15 protein-coding genes are annotated in these 15,342 nt (G+C 67.5%); 12 read left to right on the top strand and 3 right to left on the bottom strand.

Translation table 11 applies throughout. The annotated features are described in order from the left end of the window. Positions 1-94: 94 nt before the first annotated feature. From lysS to C8D78_RS08675, 4 genes are all read left to right on the top strand, one after another. Positions 95-1,627: a lysine--tRNA ligase gene (gene lysS / locus C8D78_RS08690; RefSeq protein ID WP_120953264.1), complete on the top strand. Its 1,533-nt coding sequence runs from the start codon at positions 95-97 to the stop codon at positions 1,625-1,627. A 2-nt stretch (positions 1,628-1,629) separates the two neighbouring features. Next, on the top strand, positions 1,630-1,812 hold the full coding sequence (locus C8D78_RS08685) for a hypothetical protein (protein ID WP_120952436.1): 183 nt from the start codon (positions 1,630-1,632) through the stop codon (positions 1,810-1,812). A 156-nt stretch (positions 1,813-1,968) separates the two neighbouring features. Continuing rightward, a complete protein-coding gene (locus tag C8D78_RS08680; protein WP_120952433.1) occupies positions 1,969-2,295 on the top strand; it encodes a histone-like nucleoid-structuring protein Lsr2 in 327 nt (108 codons plus the stop codon). A 394-nt stretch (positions 2,296-2,689) separates the two neighbouring features. After that, positions 2,690-5,182, top strand: a complete 2,493-nt coding sequence (locus tag C8D78_RS08675) for an ATP-dependent Clp protease ATP-binding subunit (RefSeq protein ID WP_120952430.1) — start codon at positions 2,690-2,692, stop codon at positions 5,180-5,182. A 78-nt stretch (positions 5,183-5,260) separates the two neighbouring features. On the opposite strand, the gene C8D78_RS08670 is transcribed toward C8D78_RS08675, so the two are convergent. Further along, positions 5,261-5,707: a Rieske (2Fe-2S) protein gene (locus C8D78_RS08670; protein ID WP_147429575.1), complete on the bottom strand. Its 447-nt coding sequence runs from the start codon at positions 5,705-5,707 to the stop codon at positions 5,261-5,263. 161 nt (positions 5,708-5,868) lie between these two features. Between C8D78_RS08670 and C8D78_RS08665 the strand changes: the two genes are divergently transcribed. From C8D78_RS08665 to dhaM, 6 genes are all read left to right on the top strand, one after another. Next, the gene (locus C8D78_RS08665) at positions 5,869-7,989 is read left to right on the top strand and encodes a S9 family peptidase (RefSeq protein ID WP_208641911.1); all 2,121 of its coding nucleotides are present in this window, start codon (positions 5,869-5,871) and stop codon (positions 7,987-7,989) included. A gap of 84 nt (positions 7,990-8,073) precedes the next feature. Next, on the top strand, positions 8,074-8,583 hold the full coding sequence (locus C8D78_RS08660) for an amino-acid N-acetyltransferase (protein ID WP_120952421.1): 510 nt from the start codon (positions 8,074-8,076) through the stop codon (positions 8,581-8,583). Positions 8,584-8,783: 200 nt separating this feature from the next. Further along, on the top strand, positions 8,784-9,095 hold the full coding sequence (locus C8D78_RS08655; protein WP_147429573.1) for a hypothetical protein: 312 nt from the start codon (positions 8,784-8,786) through the stop codon (positions 9,093-9,095). A gap of 139 nt (positions 9,096-9,234) precedes the next feature. Beyond that, a complete protein-coding gene (dhaK, locus tag C8D78_RS08650; protein ID WP_120952415.1) occupies positions 9,235-10,236 on the top strand; it encodes a dihydroxyacetone kinase subunit DhaK in 1,002 nt (333 codons plus the stop codon). Positions 10,237-10,238: 2 nt separating this feature from the next. Then, complete coding sequence (gene dhaL / locus C8D78_RS08645; protein WP_120952412.1) at positions 10,239-10,865, top strand: dihydroxyacetone kinase subunit DhaL; 627 nt, start codon at positions 10,239-10,241, stop codon at positions 10,863-10,865. Then, positions 10,862-11,533 carry a dihydroxyacetone kinase phosphoryl donor subunit DhaM gene (dhaM, locus tag C8D78_RS08640; protein WP_120952409.1) on the top strand — a complete coding sequence of 224 codons (672 nt, stop codon included), beginning with the start codon at positions 10,862-10,864 and terminating at the stop codon, positions 11,531-11,533. Before dhaL ends, dhaM begins: the two co-directional genes overlap by 4 nt. Before the next feature lie 58 nt (positions 11,534-11,591). On the opposite strand, the gene C8D78_RS08635 is transcribed toward dhaM, so the two are convergent. After that, complete coding sequence (locus C8D78_RS08635) at positions 11,592-12,428, bottom strand: A/G-specific adenine glycosylase (protein WP_341867117.1); 837 nt, start codon at positions 12,426-12,428, stop codon at positions 11,592-11,594. Positions 12,429-12,826: 398 nt separating this feature from the next. On the opposite strand from C8D78_RS08635, the gene C8D78_RS08630 reads away from it, so the two are divergent. After that, on the top strand, positions 12,827-13,414 hold the full coding sequence (locus tag C8D78_RS08630) for a hypothetical protein (RefSeq protein ID WP_120952402.1): 588 nt from the start codon (positions 12,827-12,829) through the stop codon (positions 13,412-13,414). 414 nt (positions 13,415-13,828) lie between these two features. After that, a complete protein-coding gene (locus C8D78_RS08625) occupies positions 13,829-14,050 on the top strand; it encodes a hypothetical protein (protein ID WP_120952399.1) in 222 nt (73 codons plus the stop codon). A 63-nt stretch (positions 14,051-14,113) separates the two neighbouring features. On the opposite strand, the gene disA is transcribed toward C8D78_RS08625, so the two are convergent. Then, a complete protein-coding gene (gene disA / locus C8D78_RS08620) occupies positions 14,114-15,190 on the bottom strand; it encodes a DNA integrity scanning diadenylate cyclase DisA (RefSeq protein ID WP_120952396.1) in 1,077 nt (358 codons plus the stop codon). Positions 15,191-15,342: the final 152 nt, after the last annotated feature.

Raw genomic sequence — 15,342 nt, 5'->3', positions numbered from 1 at the left:
GAGTCTATTCCCGCACCCCGCCAGGCCGGGCGCCGCCCGTGCTGAACCGGCCCGGGAGCAGCCGCCACATAAAACGACGGTAAACTTGGGGATTGTGACTTCCCAAAACACCCCCGCCCCGATCAACGCCGCCGAGCCGCACGACGCCAGCGAACAGACGCGCATCCGCATGGAGAAGCGCGCCAAGCTGATCGAACGCGGCGTCGAGGCTTATCCGGTGGGTGTTGAACGGACCAACTCGCTCACGGAAATCCGCGAGAAATACGCCCACCTCCAGCCCGACGAAACCACGGGCGACGTCGTGGGCGTGACCGGACGCATTGTGTTCATCCGCAACACGGGCAAGCTCTGCTTCGCCACCCTCCAGGAGGGCGGCCTGGACGGCAAAGCCGTCCGGCTGCAGGTCATGCTGAGCCTGGCCAACATCGGTGAGGAAGCGCTCGCCGAATGGAAGTCCCTCGTGGACCTGGGCGACCACGTCTTCATCACCGGCGAGGTCATCTCCTCCCGCCGTGGCGAGCTGTCCGTCATGGCCGACTCCTGGACCATGGCCTCGAAGGCGCTGCGCCCGCTGCCCGTGCTGCACGCCGGGCTCAACGAGGAAACCCGCGTCCGCCAGCGCTACGTGGACCTCATCGTCCGCGACGAAGCCCGCGAGATGGTCTACACCCGCGCCGCGATCACCCGCTCCATCCGCGAGACCCTGCACCGCCAGGGCTACGTCGAGGTGGAAACACCCATGCTGCAGCTGGTTCACGGCGGTGCCACGGCCCGCCCCTTCGAGACGCACATGAACGCCTTCGACCAGAAGATGACGCTGCGCATCGCCACCGAGCTCTACCTCAAGCGCACCGTGGTCGGCGGGATCGACCGTGTCTATGACATGGGCCGGGTCTTCCGCAACGAAGGCGTGGACTCCACACACAGCCCGGAGTTCACCACTTTGGAGTCCTACGAGGCGTGGGCGGACCAGTTCGTCATGGCGGACCGGATCAAGGAGATCATCCTGGACGCGGCCGACGCCGCCGGCGTGGGCCGGGTCCTGCAGACCGAGGCGGGGGAGATCAACCTCGACGGCGACTGGGCCTGGATGGCGGTCTACCCCGGGCTCTCCGAATTCGTAGGCCAGGAAGTCACCCCCGACACTCCGGTGGCGGACCTGTTGGAACTGGCGGCCAAGCACGAGGTCAAGGTCGACGCCGGCTGGGAGGCCGAGAAGCTCGTCGTCGAGCTCTTCGGCGAGCTGGTCGAGCCCACGCTGCTCAACCCCACGTTCGTCTACGACTATCCGCCGTCCGCCCAGCCGCTGGCCCGCCAGCACCGCACGGACGGCCGCCTGATCGAGGCCTGGGACCTGATCATCGGCGGCATGGAGCGCGGCACGGCGTTCTCGGAACTGATCGACCCGGTGATCCAGCGCGAACGCCTCACCGAGCAGTCCCGCCGCTCCGCCGCCGGTGATGTGGAGGCCATGCAGCTGGATGAAGACTTCCTCCGTGCGCTTGAATACGGCGCGCCGCCCATGGGCGGGATCGGCCTGGGCATCGACCGCCTCGTCATGCTCTTCACCGGCGTCGGCATCCGCGAAACGATCCTCTTCCCGCTGCTGAAGCCCGAAGGACACTGAGCATGGACTACATCGCCGTATTGCTGCCCCCCATCGTGGTGGGCCTGCTTTTCTGGTTTGCCATGAAATCCATATTCAATGCGGACAAATCAGAACGTCAGGCGGAAGCACGCGCACAAGCCGAGGCGGACGCTCGAGCGGGAACTCAAACCCCCGAGCAGGATTCCGGACCGGTCGCGGGGTAATTCCCTGCCAGGAGAAGTAATAGCCGCCTATTACTGCCGGCGGGTTTCCTTTGACCAGAGTTTTACGCTTTGACTCCCTGCTGTAACCCGGAGGATACTTTTTACAGATACATCCTGCTTTTCTAAATCCTCGTCCTTTTGGAAAGAGAGTCATTTATGGCACAGAAAGTAAAAATCATCCTCGTTGATGATCTGGATGGGGGATCCGCGGACGAAACTGTCCGGTTTGGCCTGGACGGCGTGAGCTATGAAATAGACCTGTCGTCGGGCAATGCTTCAGAACTGCGTTCCGCTTTGGAGCGATTTGTGGGGCACGCACGCAAGACGTCAAGTGGACGCGCCACGCGCACCAAAATTTCCAGCGGACGGAATCAGGACTCTGCCCAGATCCGTCAGTGGGCGCGGGACAACGGCTACGCGGTAAACAGCCGCGGACGTATCCAGGCTGAAATTCAGGAAGCATACCAAAAGGCGAATTCCTAGGGTAGTTCGGCCCTGCGTCAAGCGGCAGTCAAAGCCTGCATCAAGTTTCACCGTCAATTACCAATGCCCCCGCTATGTGTCGGGGGCATTGGTGTGCCGTGCGCAGGCCGCCGGCACATCGCGGCCGCATGCCGCCATCACCCCGCCCCGGCCGTGGGTGCCGCGCACTGCCCTGGCGGGATGTTGTCCCTCCGGCGGCGCCCGGGCTGCGGCAGGTCCCTGGTGCCAGGCTCGGCACCGGTTCCCGCCCGGGTTCCCGGCCGGCGGCGGGCGGGCTCGGAAGGGCATCGGGGCGGGATGCGCAACCCCCGGGTTTCCCCTGTGGCGAACAAGCCCCAAATCTGGAACCCGGCCACGTAGCATCAAAGTACGTCGTAGCTAGGAGTGTGGCGAAATGTTTGAGCGATTTACGGACCGTGCCCGTCGCGTAGTTGTGCTTGCCCAAGAAGAGGCACGCATGCTGAACCACAATTACATTGGTACCGAACACATCCTCTTGGGTCTGATCCATGAGGGAGAAGGTGTTGCTGCCAAAGCCCTTGAATCCTTGAGCATTTCGCTCGACGGTGTCCGCGAGCAGGTGCAGGAGATCATCGGGCAGGGCCAGCAGGCCCCGTCCGGCCACATCCCCTTCACCCCGCGCGCCAAGAAGGTGCTGGAACTCTCGCTGCGCGAGGCCCTGCAGCTGGGCCACAACTACATCGGCACCGAGCACATCCTCCTCGGCCTCATCCGTGAGGGTGAGGGCGTGGCCGCCCAGGTGCTGGTCAAGCTCGGCGCCGACCTCAACCGGGTCCGCCAGCAGGTCATCCAGCTGCTTTCGGGCTACCAGGGCAAGGAAAGCTCGGGCGCCGGCGTCGGCCCCGGCCAGGCCGAGGGAACCCCCGCCGGTTCCGTCGTCCTGGACCAGTTCGGCCGCAACCTGACCCAGGCTGCCCGGGAGAACAAGCTGGATCCCGTGATTGGGCGTGAGTCGGAAATGGAACGCGTCATGCAGGTCCTTTCCCGCCGCACCAAGAACAACCCGGTGCTGATTGGCGAGCCCGGCGTCGGCAAGACCGCCGTCGTCGAGGGCCTGGCCCAGGCGATCGTTCGCGGCGATGTCCCGGAGACCATCAAGGACAAGCAGCTGTACACGCTGGACCTGGGGTCCCTCGTGGCCGGCTCCCGCTACCGCGGTGACTTCGAGGAGCGCCTGAAGAAGGTCCTGAAGGAGATCCGCACCCGCGGCGACATCATCTTGTTCATCGATGAAATCCACACCCTGGTGGGTGCCGGTGCCGCTGAGGGCGCCATCGATGCGGCTTCGATCCTGAAGCCCATGCTGGCCCGCGGCGAGCTGCAGACTATCGGTGCCACCACGCTGGACGAGTACCGCAAGCACATCGAGAAGGATGCTGCCCTGGAACGCCGCTTCCAGCCGATCCAGGTCAAGGAGCCCTCCGTCGCGCACGCGATTGAGATCCTCAAGGGCCTCCGCGACCGCTACGAGGCGCACCACCGGGTCACCATCACCGACGGCGCCCTCGCCTCGGCGGCCAGCCTGTCCGAACGCTACATCTCGGACCGCTTCCTGCCGGACAAGGCGATCGACCTGATCGATGAGGCCGGCGCGCGGCTGCGCATCCGCCGGATGACCGCCCCGCCGGAACTCAAGGTCATGGACGAGAAGATCGCCGCCATGAAGCTGGAGAAGGAATCCGCGATTGACGCGCAGGACTTCGAAGGTGCCGCCTCGCTGCGCGACAAGGAGCAGAAGCTCATTGCCGAGCGCGCCGAGAAGGAACGCCAGTGGAAGACCGGCGGCATGGACGACATCTCCGAGGTGGATGAGGATCTCATCGCCGAAGTGCTGGCGAACTCCACCGGCATCCCGGTCTTCAAGCTGACCGAGGAGGAGTCCTCGCGACTGCTGAAGATGGAAGACGAGCTGCACAAGCGCGTCGTCGGCCAGGACGAGGCCATCAGGTCCCTGTCCCAGGCGATCCGCCGCACCCGTGCAGGCCTGAAGGACCCCAAGCGTCCGGGCGGTTCGTTCATCTTCGCCGGCCCCACCGGCGTCGGCAAGACCGAGCTCGCGAAGGCCCTGGCCGAGTTCCTCTTCGGCGAAGAGGACGCCCTGATCACGCTGGACATGTCCGAGTACTCGGAGAAGCACACAGTGTCCAGGCTCTTCGGTGCCCCTCCGGGCTACGTGGGCTATGAGGAGGGCGGGCAGCTGACCGAAAAGGTCCGCCGTCGTCCGTTCTCCGTGGTCCTGTTCGACGAAGTGGAGAAGGCGCACGCCGATCTCTTCAACTCGCTGCTGCAGATCCTGGAAGACGGCCGCCTGACCGACTCCCAGGGCCGCGTGGTGGACTTCAAGAACACCGTGATCATCATGACCACCAACCTTGGTACCCGGGACATCTCTAAGAGCGTTGCCACCGGCTTCCAGTCGGGCACGGACACGCAGACCGGCTACAACCGGATGCGCGCCCGCGTCACGGAGGAGCTCAAGCAGCACTTCCGCCCCGAGTTCCTGAACCGTGTTGACGACGTTGTGGTCTTCCCGCAGCTGACCCAGGACGAGATCATCGAGATCGTGGACATGTTCGTTGGACGGCTGGAGAAGCGCCTCAAGGACAAGGACATGGGCATCGAGCTCACGGCCGCGGCCAAGGTCCTCCTGGCAACCCGCGGCTACGACCCCGCGATGGGTGCCCGGCCGTTGCGCCGGACCATCCAGCGCGAGATCGAGGACCAGCTCTCCGAGAAGATCCTCTTCGGTGAGCTGCACTCCGGCGACATCGTGGTGGTGGACGTCGAGGGTGAAGGCGACAACGCGAAGTTCACCTTCGCCGGCAACGCCAAGCCGCGCATCCCGGAGATCGCTCCGAGCGTCTAAACACGCAATGCCAAGGCCCCGTCCGCTTCCGAAAGGGAGCGGGCGGGGCCTTTTGGCGTGCCGGTGGGGCGGCGGATCCTAGGCCGTGACGGTGATCCATTCCCCGTCGATGGCTGCGGTCAGGGGCGCGAGGGGGCTGCGGGCCGGCCCGGTGATGACGCTGCCGTCGGATCCCTTGAATGTGGAGCCGTGGCACGGGCAGGTGAAGCCCTGGCCGGCCGGGGCCACCGGGCAGCCGGCGTGCGTGCATGTCGCGTCATAGGCCAGGACCTTCTTGTCCGAGGGCCGGAAAATGACGACAGTCTTCCCGTTGGCATTTCCGGTGGCGGTGTCGCCCACCTTGACCTCGCTGAGCTTGCCGATCCGGACGGGGGTGCCGGCCGGCGCTGAAGCGCCGGCGGCCGCCGGGGCGGTCGAGGTGTCTGAGGGTGAGGCGGCGCAGGCCGACAGGGCGATGGCGCCGCCGGCGGCGGCTGCCGCGCCGAGCAGCATTGAGCGTCTGGGCAGGGACTTTTCAGGGTTCATGGAGCTATCATGCCAACTCCCCCTGAAAGGATGCTGCGATCCGGCCCGCCGGACGGTCCGGCCTCGTGTCGCCCGGCCGGGAACCGGGATGGTCTGAAAGTATCGTTTCACTCTTAGAGAACGTTTTGTGATCGGGGCCACATACGGTGTTGAATCGGTGCATGGCTGCCAAGGACTCAGCGATCCTGAGTGAACAACCCGAGACCCCCTTCCACGATCTGGACCACTACCTCGCAGTCCCCAGGGTGAGCGGTCTGGCGCTGAGCCCCGACGGCACGCGGCTGGTCACCTCTGTGGCGACGCTCAGCGCCAAGGGCACCGAATACTGCACCGCCCTCTGGGAGGTGGACCCCGGCGGGGCCAGGCAGGCCCGCAGGATCACGCGCAGCGCCAAGGGGGAGGCGGGTGCGGTGTTCGCGGCCAACGGCGATCTCTACTTCACGTCCGCCCGCCCCGATCCGGACAGCCCCGACGCGGACCCCGTCAATGCCCTCTGGATGCTCCCGCCCGGCGCCGGCGAAGCCCGGGTGGTGCTGTCCCGCGCCGGCGGCGTCAATGGCGTCCTGGCCGCCAAGGACGCCGATGCCCTGGTGGTGAACGCGGCTGTCCTGGCCGGCTCCACGGACGAGGACAATGACGAGGAACGCCGCAAGGCACGCAAAGAAAACAAGGTCGCAGCCATCCTGCACAGCGGCTATCCCGTCCGGTACTGGGACGCAGACCTCGGGCCGGCGCAGCCGCGGCTGTTCGCCGTCGAACCCGGAGAGCAGCCGGAGGGCGCAAAGCCGACGACGGTCGACGCCGCGCCGCCACGCAGGCTCCGCAACCTGACCCCCGACGCCGGCGACAGGCTCAGGGATGCCACGTCAGTGATCAGCCCCGACGGCAGGACGATTTACAGCAGCCTCACCAAGCCGCTGGCGAATGCGGATTCACGCTCCGTGCTGGTTGCCATCGACGTCGCCACCGGAACCCGCACGGTGCTGCTGGACACGGAGGGCATGAGCTATTTCCCGGGCCCGGTCAGCCCGGACAACAGGAGCCTGGTAGTGGCAAGCGAAAGCGACACCACACCGTTAGTGGCCCCGCAGATCAAACTCCACCTTCTTGACGTCACTGCCCCGGCCGGCGAAGGTGCGCTGACGCCGCTTGCCCACGACTGGGACCGCTGGGCCCACCCCGCCGCCTGGCTGCCGGACGGCTCTGCGGTGCTTGTCACCGCCGACGAGGACGGCGCATCGCCGGTCTTCCGGATCGCCGTGGCGGTAGAACCCGGCGGGACGGCCCAGGTCACCCGCCTGACGGACGACGCCGCCGCGTACAGCGACGTCGTCGTCGCACCGGACGGGCGCAGCGCCTACGCCCTGCGCAGCTCCTACGAATTCCCTGCCGAACCGGTGCGGATCGACCTTGGCGGCGGCGGAACCGTCCGCCTGCCCGCGCCGGCCGAGCGCCCGCAGTACAAGGGGACGCTCGAGCGCGTGGAGACGACGGCGGCCGACGGCACCCGGGTGCCGGCGTACCTGGCTCTCCCGGACGGTGCTTCCGCGGCGAGCCCGGCGCCCCTGCTGCTTTGGATCCACGGCGGGCCCCTGGGTTCCTGGAACGCCTGGACCTGGCGCTGGAACCCGTGGCTGCTGGTGGCCCGCGGCTATGCCGTGCTGCTGCCGGACCCTGCCCTGTCCACCGGCTACGGCCAGGACCACATCCAGCGGGGGTGGGGGGAATGGGGCAAGGCTCCGTTCACCGACCTGATGGCCATCACCGACGCGGTGGTGCAGCGGCCGGACATCGACGAGACGCGCACGGCGGCCATGGGCGGCTCCTTCGGCGGCTACATGGCCAACTGGGTGGCCGGCCACACGGATCGCTTCAAGGCAATCGTCACGCATGCCAGCCTTTGGGCCCTGGACCAGTTCGGGCCCACCACGGACGCCGCGCAGTACTGGCTCAAGGAGATGACGGCCGAGATGGCGCTGGAGAACTCGCCGCATCTGCACGTGGAGAACATCCGCACTCCCATGCTGGTCATCCACGGCGACAAGGACTACCGCGTGCCGATCGGCGAGGGGCTGCGGCTTTGGTACGAGCTGCTCGCCAAGTCGCAGCTGGCGGCCGACGCGAACGGCGAAACGGACCACCGTTTCCTGTACTTCCCGGACGAGAACCACTGGATCCTGCAGCCGCAGCATGCCAAGGTCTGGTACGGGGTGGTGGAGCACTTCCTCGCCAGGAACCTGCTGGACAAGGACATTCCCGTCCCTGACGAACTGGGACTCTGAGCCCCCGCCGTCCCGGCCTCCCGCGCGATGTGCGTCGGGCGCCGTTCCCGGAACCAAGGTGGGTGGTCCCCGTAGGATTGGGCTGTGACCCAGACGATCCGCATCCGCCCTGCCCGCACCGGTGACGTTGCCGCCATCAAGACCCTCGTGGCGCCGCTGGCCGACCAGCGGATCCTCATGGCCAAGGAAACCGTGGCCTACTACGAGAGCCTGCAGGAATTCCGGATCGCCGAATCGGACGACGGCGAGGTGATCGGCTGCGGGGCCCTGCACGTCATGTGGGAGGATCTGGCCGAGGTCCGCACCCTGGCGGCCTCGGATGCCTGGCGCGGCAAGGGCGTGGGCCATGCGCTCGTGGAACGCCTGCTCGCGGACGCCCGGGATCTGGGTGTATCGCGCGTCTTCTGCTTGACGTTCGAGGTGGACTTCTTCAAGAAGCACGGCTTCGAAGTCATGGCTGACCAGACCGCCGTCGATCCGGTGGTCTACTCCGAACTCCTGCGCTCACATGATGAAGGAGTGGCCGAGTTCCTGGATCTGGCGCGGGTCAAGCCGAACACCCTGGGAAACACGCGGATGATCAAAGAGCTGTAAGGTGCGCTGAATAGCTCCGAGGATCGGATCCCGCCGCACGGATCCCTGCCCGGGATATTCCGAGTGAACGGTTTTCCAGGAGTCAACGGTTTTCCAGGAGTGAACCCGGGGGCTTCCTTTCAATAAATTTGATGGATAAACTGATCCCGGCTCAGGGGGTGGGCCACCGTACTTCCGGAGGCAAAAAATTGCACAACGACGTGATTTCCACCGATTTTTCCGCTTTCCACAGCCCGGTCCCCAGCGCCCCTGAACCGCCGCCCGTCCGGGCACCCGAGTCGGCCGGCGCCACCGGGTCCCCGGGGGCGCCAGTGCCGGAACCCGCCAACCGCTCGTCGCCGGATACAGGCGCCCCCTTCACGGGACAGGCCGCCGGACCGGGAGCCACCGCCGCGCCGGGACCCCCGGCCGCTGCCCGTGCCCGCAAGGGCCAGCTCGCCGCGCCGCCGTTCTCCTGGCTGGGCGGCGACGCCTGGCCGCACTTTCCCGCATGCGCCGACCACCAGGCATGAGATCTGCAGGACCCGCAACGCCGCATCGCAATCCCGCAGTCCCGGCCGTTCGGCCAGGGCAACCGGGAGCCTACCGCCGGCAGTGCCCCGGTAGTAGGGTCTAAACAAGCAGCCAGGACACCATCCAGGGAGCACCGCCATGAAGAAACTCATCAATGATCCCAAAGCCGTGGTCGACGAGTCAGTGGAAGGGTTCGGGCTCGCACACGCCGATCTTGTGACTGTCTTCCCGGACCCGAAGTACATCGTGCGCAAGGACGCGCCGGTGGCAGGAAAGGTCGGCCTCGTCTCCGGAGGCGGCAGCGGACACGAGCCGCTGCATGGCGGCTATGTGGGCATGGGCATGCTCGACGCCGCCGTGCCGGGCGCCGTGTTCACCTCGCCCACCCCGGACCAGATTCTGCCGGCCACGCTGGCCGTGAACTCCGGCGCCGGCGTCGTGCACATCGTGAAGAACTACACCGGCGACGTCCTGAACTTCGAAACCGCCGCCGAACTCGCGCAAGCCGAAGGCGTCGAGATCCGCACCGTCCTGGTCAACGACGACGTCGCCGTGCAGGATTCGCTGTACACGGCCGGCCGGCGCGGCGTCGGCGGAACCGTTCTGGTCGAGAAGATCGCCGGTGCGGCGGCCGAGCGCGGGGACAACCTTGACGCCGTGGCCGCGATCGGTGACCGCGTGAACCAGAACGTGCGCAGCATGGGCGTGGCATTGTCCGCCTGCACCGTTCCGCACGCCGGCGTCCCCAGCTTTGACCTCGAGGAGAACGAGATCGAGATCGGGATCGGCATTCACGGCGAGCCGGGACGGCAAAAAATTCCCATGGAGAACGCCGACGGCATCACCGACCGCCTGTTGGATCCGGTAGTCAGTGACCTCGGCCTCGGCGCCGGGGACAAGGTGCTCCTGTTCGTCAACGGCATGGGCGGAACCCCGGCGAGCGAGCTGTACATCGTGTACCGCCGGGCCGCGCAGAGGCTGGCGGAGCAGGGCGTCACCGTGGCACGCTCCCTCGTGGGCAACTACATCACGTCCCTGGAAATGCAGGGCTGCTCCATCACGATCCTGCGGCTGGATGACGAGATGACCTCGCTCTGGGACGCTCCCGTGCACACTCCCGCCCTTCGTTGGGGCGTCTGACCGTGGGGCTGGATGTCGGCTGGGCCGTGCGCTGGCTAACCCTTTCAGCGCAGGCCATGGCGGAGCACCGGGTGGAGCTGATTGAGCTCGACCGGCCCATCGGCGACTCGGACCACGGCGAGAACATGGACCGCGGCTTCAAAGCCGTCATGGACAAACTCGCCGAGGCTCCGCCGGAAACCCCGGGCGCGGCCCTGAAACTCACGGCCATGACGCTGATGTCCAAGGTGGGCGGGGCGGCCGGCCCGCTGTACGGCACAGCATTTCTGCGGGCCGCCACAGCGCTCGGCAGCACCTCAGACATCGACGCCGCCACTCTGGCCACCGCCCTGCAGGCTGCCCGCGACGGCATCGTCGCCCGCGGCAAGGCCGAATCCGGGGACAAGACCATGGTGGACGCGTGGACGCCCGCCATCGAGGCCGCCGCCGCCACGGCAGGCGACGGCGACGTCCGGAAGGTGCTTCTGGCTGCGGCGGAGGCGGCCGAGGCCGGCGCCGTGTCCACGGATCCGATGCTCGCCCGCAAGGGCCGTGCCAGCTACCTGGGGGAGCGCAGCATCGGCCACCGCGACCCCGGCGCCGTTTCCAGCGCACTGATCCTGCGGGCCGCGGCCGGAGCAGCCGAATGACAGTCCGGCTGGTGGTGGTCTCGCACAGTGCCAAGATCGCTGACGGCGCCGCCGAACTCGCCGCGCAGATGGCGCCGGACGTCCTGATCCTCCCCGCCGGAGGAACTGACGACGGCCGGATCGGCACCAGCCTGGAGAAGGTCATGGCCGCTCTTGAGCAGGCCTCGGGTGACGGCGTCGTGGTGCTGACCGACCTCGGATCCGCGGTGATGACGGCCGAGTCCGCGGCGGAGTTCGCGGCCGACCCGGATTCCGTGCTGCTCGCGGACGCGCCGCTGGTGGAAGGGCTCGTGGCGGCCGCGGTGGCCGCCCAGACGGGAGCCGATGCCGCGGCCGTGAAAGACGCGGCCGAGGCCGTCTACCGGCCCCCGGTCCACCCCGCCGAGGCCGAACACGTGCACCAGCAGCCGCCGGACGCGACGGGGGACTTCGAGCTCGTCAACCAGGCCGGCATGCACGCCCGGCCGGCAGCCAAAATTGCCGGCGGGCTGTCCGCCATGGACGCCGATGTGACGGTCAATGGCGCAGACGGCGCCTCCATGACGGAACTCATGATGCTTGCCGCCGGCAAGGGAACCGTCCTGCACGTGGAGGCCAGCGGCCCGGACGCCGCCAAAGCGGTGGGCTACCTGGAACGGCTGGTCGGCTCGGGGTTCGGAGAGCCGTAGGCGATCAGTGGAGTTCCGGCAGCACAGGAATGCGCCTGCGTGCTCCGGCGGAGTTTCCTCAGGCCGGAAGCCGGACGCCGCCCAGATGCAGTTCGGCGAGGCCGTCCCCGAGCAGGCCGGCCAGCGCGCGTTCCAGCTGCTCCGGAGCCGCGTTGAGCCGGTGCAGGGCCGCGAGCGGGATCGCGATTCCCTGCGGTTCGAAGCCCAGGTCCGCGGGGGCCCGGTAGAACAGCTCCGGCGCCACAGGGTCTTCCGCCAGCCGCAGGACGGCCATCACGGCGCCTCGCACCTGCCGGTCTGTGCCGTGCCAGGCCTGTCCCTTGGGCGTGTATGTCGGCGCCGGCTCGCCGGCGGCAAGCCAGGCGCACGACTCACGGACCGGGCACTGCCCGCACTTGGGGGCCCGCGCGGTGCAGACCGTTGCACCTAGTTCCATGACGGAGGCATTCCAGCGCACCGAGGCGCCGGGGTCCGCGGGGAGCAGCGATGCCGCCAGCCGCATTTCGGCCGCTGTCAGTGCCTGCGAGGGCAGGGCCGAGCCAAGGACCAGGCGCGCGTGGACCCGGCGGATGTTGGTGTCCACCACTGTTTCTCGGCGCCCGAACGCGAAGGCCGCAACCGCCGCCGCCGTGTAGCTGCCAACCCCCGGCAGTTCCAGGAGTTCGGCGTAGGCGCCGGGAACAAGCCCGCCGTGGCCGTCCCGGATGGCGGCGGCGGCCGCATGCAGACGCAGGGCGCGCCGGGGGTATCCAAGCCGGCCCCAGGACCGGACGGCCTCGCCGGCTGGCTCCCCGGCCAGATCGGAGGGCTCCGGCCAGCGGCGCAGCCATTCCTCCCAGACCGGCAGGACCCTGACTACCGGGGTCTGCTGGAGCATGACCTCGCTGACCAGCACGCCCCAGGGCGTGCACTCCGGCGCCCGCCACGGCAGATCCCTGGCGTTGGCCGCGAACCAGTCATCCAGGGCGGCATGCAGCGCGGGCAGTTCGGCGGCGCCGGGAAGCGGCGCGGCGGGCAAGGGTTCCGGCAATGCCGCGGCGGAGGGGGTGTGGGCTAGAGTTTCGATCCATTCAGCGTAATAGATCTGGCTAGGAGAACGTTCCGGCTGCGCGTTCAGCGGCGTGGTCGGCCGCCATAGCCCGCGCGGTTCTCTAGGCTAGAGGAATGGTTAGGCAAGGCAGTTCAGGCAGGGGCGGTTCACGGCCGTTGGGTTCCGGCGGAAAGCAATCCGCGCGTACACCCGGCCGGCCCCCGCTCAGCCCGGTGTACCGCCGTCGACGGCTGATTGCGGGCGTGGTTCTGCTGCTCCTCATCGCACTGGTCTTCGGCGGCTTTGCCGCCGTCTCGAGCGCCATGAGCGCCGGGCAGCCCGCCGGCAGCCAGCCGGCCGATGCCGGAACCGCGGCGGCGAGCCAGCCGACCGACTCTGCGCCGCCCAGCCCGGAGGCATCCGGGGACCCGTCGGCCACATCCTCGGCCACAGCTGGCGAGGGCTGCGAGCAGAATCTGGTGACTGTTACCGCCGCCACCGACCAGCAGGTCTACGCCGCGGGTGAGAAGCCGCTGCTCAGCCTCAAGGTCACCAATAACAACAAGGTCCCGTGCGAGGTCAACATCGGTACCTCCCAGATGGAATACATGATCACCAGCGGCTCGGACCGGATCTTCTCCTCCATGGACTGCCAGGCGGCGAGCACGGACCTGATGAAGACCATTGCCCCGGGCAAGAGCGAGACCGCGAACTTCCTCTGGCAGCGCAACCGCACGGTGCAGGGCTGCGAAGCGGTTGAGGCCAAACCCGGCACCGGCGGCGCCTACTACGTCTTCACGGCCCGGCTGGCGAACAAGACCAGTCCCAAGGCCGTGTTCCAGCTCAACTAGATCCCTTCGAAGAAACCCCGTCGACTTCCGCAAGTGCCCTTTGGGCCCGCGAAAGGGCGGTTACGGGGCAACCGGCGGGTAGTAGGGGCCCAGGGAGCCCGGGCGTAGCTTCTGACGGCGGCCCGGACCTATGCTGGGCGCATGACGCTCCGGCGGTCCCTTGCCTGGCTGACAGTCCTGCTGCCGGCGCTCGCGCCGGTTTCCGGGTGCGCGAGGGTTTGCCCGGCCATTGCGTGGACGCACTTCGTTACCGTGGTCCTGGACGGAGATCCCCGGAACGTATCTTGGGTGCAGCTGTGCACTCCGGCCGCGTGTTCCCGGCCAGGGGAGAGCCCTGTACCGCAGACCGTACTCCCGTCCGCGGCCCCATCCGGGGCCAACGGGCTGGGATTCCCGCCGGGTGGTGGTCCCACGGTGCGTCGCATCACGGTCGAGAAGATGGGCCCGGAGCGCTGGCGGTTTGGGTTCGACGTCGATGCTCCCGGGTCAGTGACCCTCCGTGCCCTGGACGCGAGAGGAAAGACCCTCACGGAGCAGAAGATGTCCCTGGTCTGGCAGCGGACCGGCGGAACCGACGAATGTGGCGGGCCGGAGACAGCATCACCTGTCACCCTGACCGTCAAGGCCCAGCGCTGACAGCCGCCGGATAGACGGAACTCCCGTGCCGCAGCCCCAAACCGGTGGAGGTTAACGGCGGGATCAGAGGAAACGGTCCAGCAGGCTGGCCTCGGCCATGCGGCTCAGGCCCTCCCGCACGGTCCTGGCGCGCTGGTCACCGATCCCGTCCACGGTCATGAGGTCATCGATCGTGGCGGCCATCAGGAACTGCAGGCCGCCGAAGTGGTCCACGAGCCGGTCGGCGACCGCCTTCGGGACGGCTTTGAGACCGGAGAGCAGGCGGTAGCCGCGCGGCTGTACGACGGCGTCGAGGTTGGCCTCGCCGCCGGCGAAGCCGACGATCCCGGCAATCTTGCCGAGGTCGATCAGCTCGGTCGGGCCCAGGCTGACGAGCGCTTTTACCGCGTTGTCGATGTCCTCAGCGGTTGCGTGCGGGCCCGAGTAGTCGCGGATGATGACGTCGCTGCCCGGGCCGCGGCCCACGGTGAGCTCGTCCAGCTGCAGCGACAGCAGGCGGCCGTCCTCGCCCAGTTCCAGGACGTACTGGGAGATTTCCTCGGAGATCCTGCGCACCATCTCCTGGCGCTGAAGCGTCACCGCGACGTCGCGGACCGTGACCATGGCCTCGATTTCCAGGGCGGACAGCGAGCTGGTCACCTGGTCCAGGCGCGAGCGGTAGCGTTCCAGGGTTGCCAGGGCCTGGTTGGCGCGGGCCAGGACCTTCTCCGATCCCTCCAAGACGTGGCGCAGCCCGTTCACATACAGCGCGATGATCTGCATCGACTGGCTTACCGAAATGACCGGTACGCCCGTCTGGATTGCCACGCGCTCGGCGGTGCGGTGCCGGGTGCCCGATTCCTGCGTTTCGATGCTCGAGTCCGGGACGAGCTGGACTGCTGCCCGGAGGATGTTGCTGGCATCCTTGTCGCAGATAATGGCCCCATCCATCTTGGCCAGTTCCCGGAGCCTGGTGGGGGAGAAATCGATGCCGATCTCGAAGCCGCCGGAACAGATGGATTCGATGGTCCGGTCGATGCCCAGCACGATCAGCGCCCCGGTCCGTCCGCGGAGAATGCGTTCCAGTCCGTCGCGGAGGGCGGTGCCCGGTGCCACTCTTCCCAGAGTCGCCTTGAGCGAATCTTCAGGGCTCCGAGCCATAGATATCCCTTCAAAGGTGCAGGCGCGTGCCTGCAGGTGCGCCGGTTTCCAGGGTCCACCGGCAGGATCAAAGTACTCAGTTCCCCGCTCTCCCAATGATAGGGGTAAAGCGGGGCCACTTCCGCACAGGCAAGCCCCAAAGTGGTCCATTT

The sequence above is a fragment of the Arthrobacter oryzae genome (assembly GCF_003634095.1).
Classification (GTDB): Bacteria; Actinomycetota; Actinomycetes; order Actinomycetales; family Micrococcaceae; genus Arthrobacter; species Arthrobacter oryzae.
This window is presented reverse-complemented; position numbering and strand designations above follow the sequence as displayed.

Bases quoted from the DNA above. Each gene is read 5' to 3' on its own strand.
- dhaK (WP_120952415.1), top strand. From the start codon at position 9,235: ATGAAGAAACTCATCAATGATCCCAAAGCCGTGGTCGACGAGTCAGTG.
- C8D78_RS08685 (WP_120952436.1), top strand. From the start codon at position 1,630: ATGGACTACATCGCCGTATTGCTGCCCCCCATCGTGGTGGGCCTGCTT.
- disA (WP_120952396.1), bottom strand. From the start codon at position 15,190: ATGGCTCGGAGCCCTGAAGATTCGCTCAAGGCGACTCTGGGAAGAGTG.
- C8D78_RS08670 (WP_147429575.1), bottom strand. From the start codon at position 5,707: ATGAACCCTGAAAAGTCCCTGCCCAGACGCTCAATGCTGCTCGGCGCG.
- C8D78_RS08665 (WP_208641911.1), top strand. From the start codon at position 5,869: ATGGCTGCCAAGGACTCAGCGATCCTGAGTGAACAACCCGAGACCCCC.
- C8D78_RS08675 (WP_120952430.1), top strand. From the start codon at position 2,690: ATGTTTGAGCGATTTACGGACCGTGCCCGTCGCGTAGTTGTGCTTGCC.
- C8D78_RS08680 (WP_120952433.1), top strand. From the start codon at position 1,969: ATGGCACAGAAAGTAAAAATCATCCTCGTTGATGATCTGGATGGGGGA.
- dhaM (WP_120952409.1), top strand. From the start codon at position 10,862: ATGACAGTCCGGCTGGTGGTGGTCTCGCACAGTGCCAAGATCGCTGAC.